General features: G+C 49.1%; 21 protein-coding genes and 1 other annotated feature. Of the genes, 18 read left to right on the top strand and 3 right to left on the bottom strand.

Annotated elements, in window-relative coordinates; all coding sequences use genetic code 11:
• Positions 1-19: 19 nt before the first annotated feature.
• The 5 genes from M3212_RS03095 (at position 20) to minD (ending at position 4150) form a co-directional block, all read left to right on the top strand.
• Positions 20-1057, top strand: coding sequence for a rod shape-determining protein (locus M3212_RS03095; RefSeq protein WP_251192479.1), 1038 nt, complete (start codon positions 20-22; stop codon positions 1055-1057).
• A 12-nt stretch (positions 1058-1069) separates the two neighbouring features.
• Positions 1070-1945, top strand: a complete 876-nt coding sequence (gene mreC, locus M3212_RS03100) for a rod shape-determining protein MreC (RefSeq protein WP_251192480.1) — start codon at positions 1070-1072, stop codon at positions 1943-1945.
• Complete coding sequence (gene mreD, locus M3212_RS03105) at positions 1942-2460, top strand: rod shape-determining protein MreD (protein ID WP_251192481.1); 519 nt, start codon at positions 1942-1944, stop codon at positions 2458-2460. Before mreC ends, mreD begins: the two co-directional genes overlap by 4 nt.
• Before the next feature lie 179 nt (positions 2461-2639).
• A complete protein-coding gene (gene minC, locus M3212_RS03110) occupies positions 2640-3329 on the top strand; it encodes a septum site-determining protein MinC (protein ID WP_251192482.1) in 690 nt (229 codons plus the stop codon).
• Positions 3330-3355: 26 nt separating this feature from the next.
• Positions 3356-4150, top strand: a complete 795-nt coding sequence (gene minD / locus M3212_RS03115) for a septum site-determining protein MinD (protein ID WP_251192483.1) — start codon at positions 3356-3358, stop codon at positions 4148-4150.
• Between the two features lie 63 nt (positions 4151-4213).
• Here the strand turns inward: minD and M3212_RS03120 are convergent, their stop codons facing one another.
• Positions 4214-4579 (bottom strand): response regulator, encoded by a 366-nt coding sequence (locus tag M3212_RS03120; protein ID WP_251192484.1) that lies wholly within the window; start codon positions 4577-4579, stop codon positions 4214-4216.
• A gap of 248 nt (positions 4580-4827) precedes the next feature.
• On the opposite strand from M3212_RS03120, the gene M3212_RS03125 reads away from it, so the two are divergent.
• On the top strand, positions 4828-5346 hold the full coding sequence (locus M3212_RS03125; protein ID WP_251192485.1) for a MogA/MoaB family molybdenum cofactor biosynthesis protein: 519 nt from the start codon (positions 4828-4830) through the stop codon (positions 5344-5346).
• Positions 5347-5571: 225 nt separating this feature from the next.
• Here M3212_RS03125 and M3212_RS03130 read toward each other — a convergent pair whose 3' ends face one another.
• Entirely contained in the window at positions 5572-6495 is a 924-nt protein-coding gene (locus tag M3212_RS03130) for an aldo/keto reductase (protein ID WP_251192486.1), read from the bottom strand.
• 125 nt (positions 6496-6620) lie between these two features.
• Between M3212_RS03130 and M3212_RS03135 the strand changes: the two genes are divergently transcribed.
• The 10 genes from M3212_RS03135 to M3212_RS03180 all read left to right on the top strand — a co-directional run bounded on the left by M3212_RS03135 (position 6621) and on the right by M3212_RS03180 (position 13546).
• The gene (locus M3212_RS03135; RefSeq protein WP_251192487.1) at positions 6621-7415 is read left to right on the top strand and encodes a M23 family metallopeptidase; all 795 of its coding nucleotides are present in this window, start codon (positions 6621-6623) and stop codon (positions 7413-7415) included.
• Positions 7384-8283: a M50 family metallopeptidase gene (locus M3212_RS03140; protein ID WP_251192488.1), complete on the top strand. Its 900-nt coding sequence runs from the start codon at positions 7384-7386 to the stop codon at positions 8281-8283. The genes M3212_RS03135 and M3212_RS03140 overlap by 32 nt, the downstream gene beginning before the upstream one ends.
• A gap of 84 nt (positions 8284-8367) precedes the next feature.
• On the top strand, positions 8368-9873 hold the full coding sequence (locus tag M3212_RS03145) for an Rne/Rng family ribonuclease (RefSeq protein ID WP_251192489.1): 1506 nt from the start codon (positions 8368-8370) through the stop codon (positions 9871-9873).
• 66 nt (positions 9874-9939) lie between these two features.
• Positions 9940-10012, top strand: a sequence feature (ribosomal protein L21 leader region).
• 12 nt (positions 10013-10024) lie between these two features.
• Positions 10025-10333: a 50S ribosomal protein L21 gene (rplU, locus tag M3212_RS03150; protein ID WP_251192490.1), complete on the top strand. Its 309-nt coding sequence runs from the start codon at positions 10025-10027 to the stop codon at positions 10331-10333.
• A gap of 7 nt (positions 10334-10340) precedes the next feature.
• Positions 10341-10682 carry a ribosomal-processing cysteine protease Prp gene (locus M3212_RS03155; protein ID WP_251192491.1) on the top strand — a complete coding sequence of 114 codons (342 nt, stop codon included), beginning with the start codon at positions 10341-10343 and terminating at the stop codon, positions 10680-10682.
• A gap of 5 nt (positions 10683-10687) precedes the next feature.
• Complete coding sequence (gene rpmA, locus M3212_RS03160) at positions 10688-10966, top strand: 50S ribosomal protein L27 (protein WP_251192492.1); 279 nt, start codon at positions 10688-10690, stop codon at positions 10964-10966.
• 135 nt (positions 10967-11101) lie between these two features.
• Positions 11102-11899 (top strand): AraC family transcriptional regulator, encoded by a 798-nt coding sequence (locus M3212_RS03165; protein ID WP_251192493.1) that lies wholly within the window; start codon positions 11102-11104, stop codon positions 11897-11899.
• A 62-nt stretch (positions 11900-11961) separates the two neighbouring features.
• On the top strand, positions 11962-12321 hold the full coding sequence (locus M3212_RS03170; RefSeq protein WP_251192494.1) for a nuclear transport factor 2 family protein: 360 nt from the start codon (positions 11962-11964) through the stop codon (positions 12319-12321).
• A 2-nt stretch (positions 12322-12323) separates the two neighbouring features.
• Complete coding sequence (locus tag M3212_RS03175) at positions 12324-12956, top strand: dihydrofolate reductase family protein (RefSeq protein WP_251192495.1); 633 nt, start codon at positions 12324-12326, stop codon at positions 12954-12956.
• Complete coding sequence (locus M3212_RS03180; RefSeq protein WP_251192496.1) at positions 12953-13546, top strand: dihydrofolate reductase family protein; 594 nt, start codon at positions 12953-12955, stop codon at positions 13544-13546. Before M3212_RS03175 ends, M3212_RS03180 begins: the two co-directional genes overlap by 4 nt.
• A 133-nt stretch (positions 13547-13679) precedes the next feature.
• On the opposite strand, the gene M3212_RS03185 is transcribed toward M3212_RS03180, so the two are convergent.
• Positions 13680-14480 (bottom strand): SDR family NAD(P)-dependent oxidoreductase, encoded by an 801-nt coding sequence (locus M3212_RS03185; protein WP_251192497.1) that lies wholly within the window; start codon positions 14478-14480, stop codon positions 13680-13682.
• Between the two features lie 170 nt (positions 14481-14650).
• Here M3212_RS03185 and M3212_RS03190 point away from each other — a divergent pair, with 170 nt between their 5' ends.
• Both M3212_RS03190 and M3212_RS03195 read left to right on the top strand, forming a co-directional pair.
• Positions 14651-15394 (top strand): MBL fold metallo-hydrolase, encoded by a 744-nt coding sequence (locus M3212_RS03190; RefSeq protein ID WP_251192498.1) that lies wholly within the window; start codon positions 14651-14653, stop codon positions 15392-15394.
• 171 nt (positions 15395-15565) lie between these two features.
• Positions 15566-15907: an ArsR/SmtB family transcription factor gene (locus M3212_RS03195; RefSeq protein ID WP_251192499.1), complete on the top strand. Its 342-nt coding sequence runs from the start codon at positions 15566-15568 to the stop codon at positions 15905-15907.
• Positions 15908-15919: the final 12 nt, after the last annotated feature.

Raw genomic sequence — 15919 nt, forward strand, 5'->3', positions numbered from 1 at the left:
CATGAAGGGAGATACATAGATGTTTGGTGGGTTCTCAAAAGATATTGGTATTGATCTAGGGACGGCGAATACACTCGTATATGTGAAAGGAAAGGGCATCGTTGTACGTGAGCCATCAGTGGTTGCCTTGCGGACGGATACAGGTTCAATTGAAGCCGTCGGAAATGACGCGAAAAATATGATCGGACGTACACCGGGGAATATCGTGGCGGTTCGGCCAATGAAGGACGGTGTTATTGCCGACTTTGATACAACGGCGACGATGCTGAAATATTTCATTCGGCAGGCTCAAAAAAGTCGCTCGATCTTTACGAAGCCGTCGGTGATGGTTTGTGTACCATCGGGCATTACGGCGGTGGAAAAGCGGGCCGTTGAGGATGCAACGAAACAGGCTGGGGCGAAAGAGGCCTATACGCTTGAGGAGCCGTTTGCGGCGGCCATTGGCGCTGATCTCCCTGTATGGGAGCCAACGGGCAGCATGGTTGTCGACATCGGCGGTGGAACGACGGAGGTAGCGATTATCTCGCTTGGCGGGATCGTGACGAGCCAGTCGATTCGCGTCGCCGGGGATGAAATGGATGATGCGATCATTTCCTATGTGAAAAAGACGTATAATCTGATGATTGGGGAACGGACGGCTGAGGCGTTAAAGCTTGAAATCGGTTCGGCCGGAGCGCCGGACGGTGTTGATGATATGGACATTCGCGGGCGCGATCTTGTGACAGGGCTACCGAAGACGATTACGGTCACGGCGGAAGAAATTGCCGGCTCGTTGGAAGACACGGTCACAACGATTATTGAAGCGGTGAAAAATACGCTGGAGCAGTCTCCGCCTGAGCTGGCGGCAGACATTATGGATCGCGGTATCGTCCTAACAGGGGGAGGCGCTTTGCTGCGCAATTTGGATCGCGTGTTAAGCGATGAAACGAATATGCCGGTCCTGGTCGCCGAGAACCCGCTTGATTGCGTCGCGATTGGAACAGGTCGTGCGCTTGAGAACCTTCATCTATTCCGGTCTAAAGCGGGGATCACGTCCCGTTCAGATAGAAAATTGTAAGTAGGTGTCAGCATGCCATCCTTCTTTTCAAACAAAAAGTTAATTATTCTGCTCGTCAGCATTATTATTTTAGTGGCGCTCATTGGCTACTCCCTCACAGACCGTGAACGGGTGACAGGTCCAGAGCAAGTTGTACGCGATGCTGTTGGATGGGTGCAAACGATTTTTATGAAACCCGCATACGCTGTTGCGGGTTTCTTTGAAAATGTTCGGGATATTCATCATGTGTATGAGGAAAACAAGCTGCTAAAATCACGGCTTGAGGAATACGCACAAATTTCTGTTGAGCGGAATTTATTACGGAATGAAAATGAAAATTTGAAAGAAATGCTTGATCTTGAAGAGAGTTTACATGATTATATGATTCGCACTGCGGTCGTCATTCACCGCAACCCGGATCGCTGGTCGGAATATATGGGGATTAACAAAGGATCGGAGCACGGGGTCGAGCCGAATATGGGAATTGTCGATTCACGTGGCGGGCTTGTCGGTAAGGTGAAGCAGGTCAGTGAGTTTTCCTCCGTCGTGCAACTGCTTTCAGATAATGACCGGACTAACCGCGTTTCGGCGATGGTTTCGATGGACGAGCCTGAGTACGGCTTTATTGAAGGCTATGATGAAGAAACAGGCCTGCTTATTTTACGAAAGCTCGATATCGAAGCGGATATTGAACCGGGACTTATGGTGACAACATCAGGAAAAGGCGGGGTCTACCCAAGCGGCTTACTGATTGGGGAGATCGTTGCGGTTGAACCGGATGAGTACGGGCTTACCTTAAACGCGTATATCGAACCGACAGCTGATTTTTACGGGTTGGATTATGTTTATGTGATCGAGCGAACGAGCACGACCCTGGATTCTTCATTGCTTGAGGAGGAGGAATCGTGAGCCGGTTTTACATTCCAAGCCTTGTCTTTGTTCTGCTGATTATCGAAGGGACCTTATTTCAGCTTGTGACCCCGACTCATACCGATTCCGTTCTCGTTCCCCGGTTTCTGATCGTGATGGTTGTCTTAATCGGGCTCCATTTTGGACGGCAAAGCAGTCTGCTTTACGGGCTCGCCTTTGGCTTTTGTTATGACATTGTCTACACACAACTGCTTGGCGTATATGCGTTCGGACTCGCTTTTATCGGTTATTTTTTCATTTTTTTCTCGAAGCGGATTCAAGACTCACTTTTGATCCAGCTGATGCTCATTTTGTGTGCGATTGTGTTTTTTGAGTATTATCAGTACGGTCTTTATTTGTTGATCGGCTTAACTGATCTACCGGCGGCGTCTTTTGCGATCGAGCGTCTTTTTCCAAGTGTGATTTTAAACAGCGCGTTTGCGATTTTAATCTATTATCCGGCGCGTAAACTGTTTGAACATGTGAAAAAGCAGGCCAATCTTCGCGCGCGGTAATCGGAGAAGCGAGGACATTGCCGAGAAAAAGAGGGTTTGTTTGCCGGACTGTTGAATTATGAATGTATAGTCTTTGTTTTTTCAAAGTGTCGATGCCAGCAGTGCTAAAAAGGCGTTCATTGGATAACCATCAAGATCGATTGCTGTATCAAAGTGAGTCAGGCTGAGGTGAAACACGAATGACGCAAAAAAAGCAACATGTAACGATAAAAGGAACAAAGGAAGGGCTCATCTTCCAGCTGGATGACCATTGCTCTTACGAGTCATTGCTATCGGAATTACGTGAGAAGCTCTCATCCAAGCATTATCAGGATAGTGAAGGGCGAAATACGCTTGTAAAAGTCAATGTAGGTCATCGCTATCTTAATTCCGCCGAAAAAGAGGAGCTGTCGCAGCTGATTACCGAAGGCCGCAATTTGATTGTCGAGGAATTTGAATCCGAGGTGCTTTCAACGGAAGAAGCCGAGCTTCTTCGCCAGCAGGAGCAGGTCGTGACACTCACGCGGATTATCCGCTCAGGTCAAGTCTTGAAAATACGTGGCGATGTCCTGCTGATCGGCGATGTTAATCCCGGTGGCACCATCATGGCGACGGGAAGCATTTATATTGTCGGGGCGTTGCGCGGGATCGCTCATGCCGGCTTTCAAGGTGATGAGTCAGCGGTCATTGCAGCTTCGGTGATGGCTCCGTCACAGCTCAGAATTGCCGAGGGGATTCGACAATTCGAGACGGATTCTTCCGATAAGGAAGAAGAGATTATGACAAGTGCCTTTTTGGACGAGCATGCAAGAGTCCAGCTTGGGCGAGTGCAGCAGCTTCTTCATACGCATCCTGTCGATATTCAAAACGAAAAGCAAGTGCTAGATTAAGAAAGTGATAGAAAGGGGTCTTCAATGTGGGTGAGGCAATCGTCATTACAAGTGGAAAAGGTGGCGTAGGAAAAACGACGACATCAGCTAATATCGGCACCGCTCTTGCGCTGTCGGGGAAGAAAGTTTGCTTAGTGGATACAGACATTGGTCTTCGCAATCTTGATGTTGTAATGGGGCTGGAAAATCGAATCATCTACGACCTCGTCGATGTGACCGAAGGACGCTGTAAGCTGAAACAGGCTTTAATAAAAGATAAGCGTTTTGACTGCTTATACCTGCTCCCGGCTGCACAGACGCAGGATAAATCGGCTGTGGAACCGGAGCAGATGAAGAGCATTATTGATGAATTAAAACAGGAATACGACTATGTGCTCATTGATTGTCCAGCCGGGATCGAACAAGGCTTTAAAAATGCGATTGAAGGTGCCGATAAGGCGATTGTCGTCACGACGCCGGAAGTCCCAGCTGTGCGGGATGCGGACCGGATCATCGGCCTGCTGGAGCAAAGGGATATCGAATCGCCCAAGCTGATCGTGAACCGGATTCGCGGTCATATGATGAAAAATGGAGAAATGTTGGACGTCGATGAGATTACATCGATTTTGGCGATTGATTTGCTTGGGATCGTCGTCGATGACGAAGAGGTTATCAAGCAGGCCAATAAAGGAGAGCCTATTGCGCTATTAACGACGAGCAAGGCGTCTATCGCCTATCGCAATATTGCCAGACGAATTTTAGGAGAAACGGTGCCGTTAATGTCACTCGAAGAAAATAAGGGCGTCTTCGCGAAGATTAAGCAGTTTTTTAGTGTAAGATAAGGCGACTTGAAACGATAGCGGAAAGAATCAGGCCCAAAGCGCAATGCTTTGGGCCTGATTCTTTCATATAATGGTAAGTGTTTGTTTGACAGAGGTTTCAACGGTCTGGCGGAATTCATGAATGGAGAAAGGCTTATCCAGATAAGTAATATTCTTTTCACTATGAACACGCTGTTGACGCCCGGTCGTCAAGACAAGGATCGGTGTTGTCGTCTGTTGTTCCAATGCAGTAATAAAAGCCAGCGTGCTTTCATTTTGCAGTTGATCACTGACAATAATCAGGTGGAAGGAGATTCTTGTTTCTATTTCTAAAAAAGAATCCGCCTCTGGATAGTGCAGCACCTCTGCACCCAGCTGAGTCAGATGATATTCCATTAATGTAGCATGACTTGGCTCGTCCTCAAGTAAGGCGACTAAAAATGACCCCATACGTTGTTCCCCTTTTCTCTTTATAACTCTTCTTTCTTAATAGTAAAAGTAGTTTGAGAAGTTTGCAAGACCTAAAGATCAAGAGAACAAATCAAATACTAGGACTATCGGATGAAAGAGTGAGGAGAAAGGAGAATAAATGGTTTAACAGAGGCATAGAAAGGTAATGGATGAGATAGGGCTATTTGAATACGCTGGAAGTTTACATAAGCAAGTATGGAAACGATGTTGAAAAGGTGGAGAAGAACATGAAAAAGGAACATATTGAAGAGGCCAGTAAAAACGTCCGTTGTATGATTTTGACAGTTTCAGGTACAAGAACGTATGAGAATGATGAAAGCGGCACGCTGATTCGGAAGCTTTTAGAAGAGAATGGACATATGGTGACCGAATACCAAATTGTCAAGGATGAATACAGCCAAATTCAGCATTGGTTAAAAATCGCCGCAAGCCGTGCCGATATCGACGCGATATTAATTACGGGCGGGACGGGTATTGCCTTGCGCGATACAACCCACGAGGCAGTGCGGGACAGTTTGGATAAAGAAATGCCGGGATTTGGCGAGATTTTCCGCTATTTAAGCTTTAAAGAAGACGTCGGGACGGCGGCGATTTTAAGCAGAGCCATCGCCGGTGTTCGTGACGGCAAAGCGATTTTTTCAATGCCGGGCGCGACGGGAGCAGTGAAGCTGGCGATGGAGCGGATTATCATCCCGGAGCTATGTCACGTCATTGAGGAGATTCTTCAGGATCAAATGAGGATGTAAGGCAACAGGGGGACCTTGGCTCGATTAACGTTCGCCATGAAGGAAGCCGCTTGATGGAGCTTCGCATCGACTTGAGACAAAACCGGCTTAGCGATAGTAACAATCGCTGCTTAAAGAGCTTGAGAAAAAACTAGCTTTGGACCTCCTGGCAATGGCTTCACACGCCACAAGCCCGTTGTGAGAAACCCACTCACAACGGGCTTTAAAAGATCGTGGAGGCATTGCTTAGTTTTGATGCTGGGTATACTTGCTGGGCTTCGTGAGCTGCTGTAATGTGTTGATGTCTTCCTGCGTCAGCCCGGCATGCTGTACCGCTTTGCAGCTCGCAATTATTTGCTCGGGCTTGCTGGCTCCGGCGACGACGGAGGCGACGACTGGGGAAGCTAAGCAATAGCCAAGCGCCATCGCATGGATGTCTTTTTCGCCGGTCATGTTTTCTGACAGTTTATTCCTTAATGTTTCTAATTCTTCATAGCTATAATCGAGATAGCCATTTTCCCTGATCGCTGCCGAAGCTTTCGCCAATGGCCGGTTTGTGAGCAGTCCTTTCGCGAGTGGCCCCCTTGCCAGCACGCTGATGGTATGCTCCTCTAATAAAGGAAATAGAGACTCGGGGCGTCTGTCGAGCAGGCTGTACTGCATCATCACACTGACGATGGAAGAGCGTTTGACATACTCGCGAATCACATTAGGCCGAATAGAAGAAATACCATAGTAACGAATGACTCCCTCCTGTTTTAACTCCTCAAACGCTTCAATTGTTTCATCGATGTCATCTTCAATTGTTCCGCCATGCAGTTGAAATAAATCGATATAATCGGTCTGAAGGCGTGTAAGGCTTTGTTTTAACGCGGCTTTGATATGCTTTTTCGAAGGGTCCCAGCTCCAGCCTTCTTTTCCGGGCTCAAAACGATTCCCTGCTTTCGTCGCCAGAATGATTTCGCCTCGCTTCGGCTTGATCACTTCCCCGATGATCGTCTCGTTCATTCCCTGGTCGTATAGATCAGCTGTATCGAGATAATTGATCCCTTCCGCGAGCGCGGCGTCAATAACCGCTGCAGCCTCTCTTTTGTTTGTGCCGATGCTCATGCATCCTAAACCAATTTCACTAACGATAAGCTCCGAGTTGCCAATGCGGCGTTTGTTCATCACAACCATCCTCTCTGTTTTCGTATTTTCCAGTCTAATCGGTCTCACACTATCTATTATGGCATATCAAAAACGGACAAGTCATATAGTTTAGTAAAGAGCTTGGCAAAAAGAGGGGGGAGGACATGTCCAATCGGTTAAACAAGGTGCGCAGAGAATTGGAAAAGAAGCGACGGCAGATTGACAGCAGTCGAAAAGGACGGGAGAGAGCGGTTCCGTTGCTGATGAACCGGCATGAGGAGTCGAGAGAAGATTTTGACGTATATGTCCATCAGGAGAAGGGGGACCGGGAGCAGCGCGGAAGGCCGGGTGATTTTCTTGTCTTTCGTATTATGACGGCGGTTTGCTTGGCGCTTATGATCGCGATTCTGTTTAAGTCCACTTCTCCACAGCTGAATGGAATGAAGACCTTTATTACTAACGCCTATGAACAGGAGCTGCAATTTGCAGCAATTGCCAACTGGTATGAAAACCAGTTCGGAAGGCCCCTTGCCCTCGTTCCGGTCAATCAGGAGATGGCTCAGGGAGATCCGGAGGAGCAGGTTGAAATGGTCTATGCTTTGCCGGCAGCGGGGACGATCCGCGAAGATTTTCAGCAAAACGGCAGCGGGATTTTGATTGAAACAGGAGTTGAGGCTGAGGTCGAAGCCGTGAAAGGCGGATATGTGATTTCCGTCGGGGAACGTGAGGAGGAGAACCTTGGAAAAACGGTGGTCGTTCAGCATTATGATGGGACAGAATCACTTTACGGGATGCTTGACGACATCAGTGTGAAGATGTATGACCATATCCAGGCAGGGGCGAAGATCGGCACCGTTTCAATTAACGAAGAAGCAGAAGCGCAAAAAGGAATTTTTTATTTCGCGTTAAAAAAGGACGAACATTATATTGATCCAACAGATGTCCTTTCCTTTGAATAACATGCGCGATTTGCTGATCAAAGTCAAAATCAACCCTTTGTTTTGGCTTGTGCTCGGAATCGGGGTTGCGACTGGATACTTTCGTGAAGTGCTGATGGTTTTCCTGATTGTGTTTATTCATGAGCTTGGTCATGCCGTGGCTGCTATCGCTTTTAAATGGCGGATTTATAAAATAGAGCTGCTCCCCTTTGGCGGTGTGGCAGAAGTGGATCATGGCGGAAATCGTCCCATTTATGAAGAAGCGATCGTGATCATCGCCGGGCCTTTGCAGCATCTTTGGCTGATGCTCGCCTCGTTTGCCTGCATCGGACTACCTTTCTGGAGTGCGGACGATCACCAGCTGTTTGTCTGGCACAATCTGATGATCCTCGGCTTTAATCTGCTGCCTGTGCTTCCGCTCGATGGAGGGCGGCTGCTCCATCTTTGGCTTACGGCTGTCTTTCCTTATCAGAAAGCGTTGCTGCGCGCGCGCCAGTTTTCACTCGGGGCGCTCGTCCTGCTCGTGCTACTTAGTGCGGTCTATTTTCCGTTTCATTTAAATTTATGGGTCGTGATTTCCTTTTTATTACTGGCCAATTATCTTGAGTGGAAGCAGCGTCATTATCATTTCATACGATTTCTCATGACTCGTTCAAATGAAAATGGGTTCCGGCGTCATTCCGTGATCCGCGTCAAGGATTCACTTGCCGTACGGGAGGCAGTCAAGCAATTGCGGAGGGGCTACCAGCACGATTTTCGTATTTACCGTACGCGGCGCGCGACTATCGCAGATGTAACGGAAGCCGAGCTTCTGCAAGCTTTTTTTCAAATGAAAAACCCCCATGCCCCTCTTTCTTCATTTGCCTTTGTCCAGGACGACAGAAAATAAGAGCAGGATAATTGTCGAGCAGCCGGGACAAGAATAAGGTACAATAGAGGGTAGAATGTTCATGAACAAAAGGGGTTACGAGCAGTGAAAAAGATCTACTTCAATATGGCGACGAGAGAACGGCGGGCGGCGATTGTGGAGAACGGCGAAGTGGTCGAGCTGATGATTGAACGTCCCGTACATAACCGTGTGGTGAGCAGTGTTTACCGTGGAAAGGTGGTCAATGTGCTGCCGGGGATGCAGGCGGCATTCATCGATATTGGACGTGACAAGAACGGCTTTCTGTACCGCGATGATTTGCTTTCTTTTCATTTATCAACGGAGGATGAGGCCGAGAAAAAGCGCAGAAGTATTTCCGAATTTGTGAAGGAAGGCGAAGAGATTCTCGTCCAGGTGACAAAGGAAGGGTTTGGGACAAAAGGGCCGCGCTTGACGGGAGTCGTCTCATTTCCGGGCAAATTTATCGTTTACATGCCGCAGGGAGGCTATGTTGGGGTGTCGCGCCGCTTTTCCTCCGAGGAAGAAAGGGAGCGCCTGCGGCAGGTCGGGGAATCCTTGCTTGAAGGAGAGGAAGGGCTGATTATTCGTACTTCGTGTGAAGGACAGTCCGCGGACGTAATCGCAAGCGAGCTCCAATTTATGCGCGCGCGCTGGCAGAAGCTGTGGGAAGAGGAAAAGCATCGCAAAGCGCCTGCGCTTATCCATCAGGATACCGGCTTAATTGAGCGGATCATGCGCGACTTTTCTTTTGCCACGGTCAGCGAAATCGTTGTTGACCACCTGGAGGAATACCGTCAGCTCAAGGGGCTGCTCGCTCCTTATGGTCAATCAGAAACGATGCTCCGCTTATACCGTGAGAAGGAGAACATCTTTACCGCATTCGGGATTGAAAAGGAACTGGAACGGGCGATGAAACGGCAGATCTGGCTGAAAAACGGCGCTTATTTAATGATCGATCAAACGGAGGCGCTGACGGTGATTGATGTCAATACCGGTAAATTCACCGGTAAGACAAATCTCCATGACACGATTCGCAAAACGAATGCCGAGGCGGCGAAGGAAATTGCCAAACAGCTGCGCCTCCGTGATATTTCCGGGATCATTATCATTGACTTCATCGATATGAAGCGTGAGGATGACCAGAAATATGTCCTGGAAACCTTTGAACAGGCGCTCAAGCGTGACCGGACGAAAACGAGCATTCACGGCCTGACCGGCCTTGGTCTGGTGGAAATGACGAGAAAAAAAATCAGGCAGAACCTGCAAGCAAGCCTATCAAAGGCATGTCCGACGTGCAGCGGCAAAGGAGCAGTGCTTTCAGATGAGGCACAGGCGTTTAAGATTGAACGCCAGCTTTGGGAGTATCGCGGAATGGTGGAGGAAGCGCTCGTGCTTGAGCTCCCTTCTCATGTCGCGACCGTTTTATTCGGGGCGAAATCAGAGCATTTAAAAAGGCTGGAAGAGGCGCTTGGCTTTCGGATTCTTGTCTTTCCAAACCGGAAAATGGCCGAAGAAAACTTTGCGATCCGCTTTATCGGCACGCTGACTGAGGCTTCGGCCCAGCTTGAACGATTGAAGGCGGAAGCATAAAGCAGCCGTTGACAGAGCTGCTTTATTTGTGCTAAAATAGCGCTTGTTAGTTATTTGGTCGCACCCAAACGACTACAACCGCTCAGAGAAGGTCGCAAACGGATTTTTCCTACCTTTGATGGCGAGTCTGAGTATATGAGGAGGTGCAAGTATGTACGCAATTATTGAAACTGGTGGAAAGCAAATCAAAGTTCAAGAAGGCCAGGAAGTTTACATCGAGAAATTGGATGCTGAAGCTGGAGAAACAGTGAGCTTCGATAACGTTCTTTTTGTTGGTGGCGATGAGGTGAAGGTCGGTGCTCCTTTTGTAGAGGGCGCTACTGTAACGGCTAAGGTTGAAAAGCATGGCCGTCAAAAGAAAATCATCGTTTGGAAAATGAAAGCAAAGAAGAACTACCGTCGTAAGCAAGGTCACCGTCAGCCGTACACTAAAGTGGTAATCGAAAAGATTAACGCCTAAGTGTCAGATGATTACGGTAAAAGTAAAACGCAATGATAACGCAGAGATCGTTTCTTTTACGATGAGTGGACATGCAGACTCCGGTCCGTATGGGTACGATCTCGTTTGCGCTGGCGCTTCAGCCGTTTCGATTGGAGCCGTGAATGCGGTCATCTCCCTTTGTCAGGTCGACCCTGAGATTGAAATGGGGGAGAATGGCGGCTTTCTCCGCTGTACCGTTCCGATGGACGTGGAACGCGCGACATTTGAGAAAGTCCAGCTTCTGTTCGAAGCGATGCTCGTATCGCTCCGATCGATCGCTGAAGAATACAGTGAGCATATTGAAATTGATGATAAATATGGGAGGTGAATTCCATGTTGAAAATGAATCTACAATTTTTCGCATCGAAAAAAGGGGTAGGTAGTACGAAGAACGGTCGTGACTCACGTTCAAAGCGCCTTGGTGCTAAGCGTGCTGACGGTCAAGCGGTAACAGGCGGTTCAATTCTTGTTCGCCAACGCGGTACTCGTGTTTACCCTGGTGTGAATGTCGGTAAGGGTGGAGACGATACACTATTTGCGAAGGTTGACGGTGTTGTGAAATATGAGCGCGTCGGTCGTGATCGCAAGCAAGTGAGCGTTTACCCTGCATAATAAGGAAGAGGGTGTCCTAAAAAGCGAAGTCTTTTAGGGCACCCTCTTTATGCAGAAAGAGAAGCTGTTTTCCCTTTTTACCGCTTCTGTTTTCTGAATATTTGGAATCTGACTGCTGTTAGAAAGGGGAATGAGATGAGAGACTGGACAAAAGAGAAGGCGGTTGATCAGGTGCTCGACTATATTCAGAGCCACCTTGATGCTCCACTTTCCTTGGAACAGCTTGCAAGCGAAGCGGCGTACAGCCCCTATCATTTTTCACGGCTGTTCAAAGAAAGGACGGGCCTTTCCCCGCACTATTACATTGCTTCCCTCCGACTCCAGCATGCAAAGGAATTGCTGCTGACAACAAATTTGACGATCCGGGATATCGGGATGGAAATCGGGCAGCAAAGTTTAGGGACATTTACGACACGGTTTACCGAACGGGTTGGGATGACGCCTGCATTATTCCGGCGCTCCGAGGAGCTTACTGAGCAGCTAATTGGCCGCTTGCAGGACGTCGGGGAGTGGGAGGCGGCATTCCCTGTTCAGCACAGCGGCGCTGTCGTGGAAGGCAGTATCCACTCGGCTTACCCGATCTCTGGTGTCATTCTAGTCGGACTGTTTACAAAGCCAATTCCGGAAGGCATGCCCGCCTATGGGACATTGCTTGCCTCCCCGGGAGAGTTTTCATTTTCCGGTGTCGAGCCGGGTACATATTTTTTATTGGCTACGTCGGTAGAGTGGGGAACGACTGCTCAAAGCATTCTGATCCCGCACGAGACGCTGCGCTGCCGCTCCCCGCATCCGATTATCATCTCTGGTCGGGAACGGGTGCTCTGCCAGGCATTGTCGTTGCACCGCCGCCGGATCGGCGAACCGCCGATTTTAATCTCTCTGCCTGTTTTAATGAAGAAATTTCTCAACGAGCAGCTTTTTCGCAAAATATAAGAAATGGTGACGAGCAACTCCATTTATAATGAAAGACAAATTGCTGATAAGGAGTGGTGGTCATGACGAAATTTGAAACCTTTATCCGGGAGTTTGACGAAGCTTTTACTTCTGGTAATCTTTCGTGGATTGCTGAACATGTAACGGAGGATATCGAATGGACTGTGGTTGGCGAACCGACGGTGAAAGGGAAGCAGGCGTTGCTTGATGGAGTCTCGCAAATGATGGCGCAACCGCTGGAGGAGCATCAGTTGCTGCGGGTTGTCGCCGATCAGCAGATTGCCGTCGTGGAAGGCACAATGGAGATGGAGGTTGAGCAAGGGGTCAAACATGCTTTTTCTGTTTGTGATCTGTACGATTTGGAAGACGGAAAAGTGAAAGCGCTAACGACCTATGTTGTTGATCGTGGCGAGGTGAAATAGCGATGGCTGCATTTGCCGATTTGTCGATCTCGCTTGACGGATTCATCACCGGACCAAACAGCTCCGAAGAACAGACGCTTGGAGCGGGTGGACGCGTGCTCCATGAATGGGTCTATCAGCTTGGCAGCTGGCGGGAGCGTCACGGTCTGGACGGAGGAAAGGAAGGTCACGAATCGATTCATTTACAGACGCTGATTGACCGGACGGGGGCGGTGATCATCGGGCGGAAAATGTACGACCACGGTGTGCGCTATTGGGGGAGCCGACCCCCCTTTCACGTTCCGGTTTTCGTGCTGACTCATGAGCCGCGCCCATCACTGGAAATGGAGGGCGGCACTACCTTTATCTTCTGGACGGACGGTTTGGCTGCCGCTTATCAGGCAGCTAAAGCGGCAGCGGGAGAAAAGGAGATTTCGGTTGGCGGGGGAGCGGATGTCATACAGCAATGTCTTGCCGCCGGCTTTCTTGATGAACTGCATTTGCACATTGTTCCGGTGCTGCTCGGTGACGGAGTGCGGCTGTTCGAACATGGAGGAAGTCACTTGCCGGACCTGGAGCTGACAAGCCAAACGACAAGTGGTGCGGTAATCCATGCCAGCTTTCGCGTCAAACAGAGCAAAGGGGTCCTACAATGAGTCAAAAGCGCAACAGAAAGGTGATTTATTCAATGATGGTCTCGCTTGACGGGTATATGGAAGCGCGCGATGGAGCGATTGACTGGTCGGTGCCGGATGAAGAGCTGCATCAGCATTTCAATGACTTTGAGCAGGAAATTGATACTCATCTTTACGGGCGGCGCATGTATGAGAATATGGCCGGGTATTGGACGAACGCCGGAGACCGTCCAGAAGCAGCTGCTGTTGAAAAAGAGTATGCCCGTATTTGGAATCAATCAGAAAAAATTGTTTTTTCTACTACGTTGGAAAGGGTCGGGGAAAATGCGCGGCTTATTCGTGGCAATTTGCCGGAAGCGATTCGCGCGTTAAAAGCCGAAGATGGCCGGGATATGGACCTTGGCGGGGCGGGCATCGCCGCTTCGTTTATCGAGCATGACTTAGTCGATGAGTACCGTCTCTATATTCATCCGGTTGTGCTTGGAGGCGGGAAGCGGATGTTCCCGGAACTATTGACACAGCGCGGGCTGCGCTTGCTGGAAACACGCCAATTCGGCTGTGGTGTCGTTCTTTTGCGCTATGCCAGGAAAGCGGCGGAGACCGGCGTTTGAGCCTGCGCGCTCTGATCACTTATATGAGCTTGGACAGACCTGTTGGCTATTGGCAATAGGTCCGCACAATGCTTAAGGCTGGGCAAAAGGTGAAAAATCATAACCTTTTATCCCAGCCTCTTTCAGCTCCCTTTTAACGCAGTACGCTGCCGCCGGAGATTTTAATCGATTCGCCGATCATATTGTCAGCCGCTGATGAAGCGAGAAAGGCAATCGTGTTTGCCACATCCTGCGGTCTGGTAAAGTGGCCTGAAGGAATGCTTTCCTGTGCTTTCGTCATTTGTTGCTCAAAAGACATTCCAGTGAGGGCTGCTTTCCGCCTGATTGCTTCAAGCGCCATTTCTGTTTCGACATAGCCCGGACAAACGGCATTGACCCGAACATGATGTTCAATTGCTTCAAGGGCGAAGGAATGGGTAAAGCCGATCAGGGCAAATTTTGAAGCAGCATAGGCTGTATTTCCGTATGTACCTCGTAAGCCGGATAATGAAGCAACATTAATAATGGCGCCCTGCCCTTTCTCTTTCATCTGCTGATACACTTGCTGGGTCAGCAAAACAGTCGACGTATAGTTGATCTCCATGATCCGCTCCATCTCGTCCTGAGTGAGCCGCTCCACAACCGACCCGCCTGAGACACCGGCCGAATTGACGAGAATCGAAATCGGTCCCAGCTCGTCCTTGGCTGCTGCACAAAGCTCATCCCGCTCTTCGGCATTCTTCAGATCGGCAGCATGGACAAAGATCGAAGCGTCCGGCCTCTGCCGCTCGATCTCCTGTTTGAGCGCATGCAGCTTCTGCTGCTGCCTTCCTGTTATCGTGACGGCAGCTCCCATACCAGCCAGCACTTTTGCCGTTTCCGCTCCTATTCCTCCTGTTGCGCCGGTAACTAAGGCGTGTTGCTCAGCAAGAGCGTCATTGGAAAAAATCGTCATGGCCTCCACCTCCTTAAAGTAAACGCTACCGTTATTCTATACCCATTATGTGAGCTGGGGAATCCCTCATTGTATTTTCTATTTAAAAGCAGAGTAAACACTAAACATAGCTGTCCATTTGACTCGGTTACGATGTTCTTTTACGATGATAGAAGCAGGAGGTGAGGCTCATGAACGTAACGGTAATTGGCTATTGGCACGGTTTTCCCGAAAAAGACGAGGCGACGTCAGGGTATTTGCTTGAGTACGGCCAATATAAACTGCTGATTGACTGTGGCAGTGGTGTGCTTGCTAAGCTTCAGGCGTATTGCACGGTGGAAGAGCTTGACGCGGTCATTCTCTCTCATTATCATCATGACCATAAAGCCGACCTCGGTCCATTGCAATACGCGAGCATTATAAAAGCTGCCGAGAATCCGGACAAGCAGCTTCCGATTTACGGCCATCGTCTGAACGAGGAACAGTTTGCCGGCCTGACATTTCAGCATGTCACAACCGGGATTGAATATAAGGAAGAAGAACAAGCAACGATCGGACCGTTTATGGTTCAGTTTTTGCGGACACACCATCCGGTTCCGTGCTACGCGATGAAAATCACAGTCGCAGACGGAGCAACGCTCGTATATACAGCCGATACAAGCTATTTCGATCAGCTGGCTGATTTTTCAGCGGGGGCTGATTTGCTGATTGCCGAATGCAGCGGCTATGCAGGAGAGCGAGTGACGCAATTCGGCCATATGACGAGCAGCTGTGTCGGCAAGCTCGCAGCACGGGCACAACCGAGTCAAGTTCTTCTTAGTCACCTGCCACATCACGGGGAGCATCAGCAGCTGATTCGCGAAGTTCAACGCGATTATCTAGGCGCTGTGGCAACCGCGGAAACGGGATGGCAATGCGTCCTTGCAGGAGAGTAAGCTGATCAAGAGAAAGGCTGATAGCGGAGGCGGAAGCCGAGTCAGGGAGAAAAGGTATAACTCTTTATCCCTGACTCTTGTTTTCATGTCATTAAATAAGCAATTGATTATATAAGTATATAGTTATATAATAAACAAAAAATAAGGATAGGAAAGGCGGGGAGGAACATAATGGGTGCTTCGGTTGAAATGGAAGCTGCGGCAAAGGTTTTTAAGCTGTTAGGAGATAAAACGAGACTAACGATTGTCGCCTGTTTAATGAAGGATGAATGCTGTGTGTGTGAATTTGTCGAACTGTTCGGCATGAGCCAGCCTGCCGTCAGCCAGCATGTGCGCAAGCTCCGCGATGCCGGACTCGTCGAAGAAGAGCGAAGAGGTCAGTGGATTTTTTATCGAATTAATCAAGCGCACCCATTGTATCCGCTTGTCAAAAGCGTCGTCCGCCACCTGCCAGAACAGGAAAGCAGGCTGCTTGATTTAGCGAAGCGGGGCTTGCGCGTCTGCTGTAAATAAATAGCTTTACTA

The sequence above is a fragment of the Halalkalibacter oceani genome, from assembly GCF_023715705.1.
GTDB lineage: Bacteria > Bacillota > Bacilli > Bacillales > Bacillaceae_D > Halalkalibacter > Halalkalibacter oceani_A.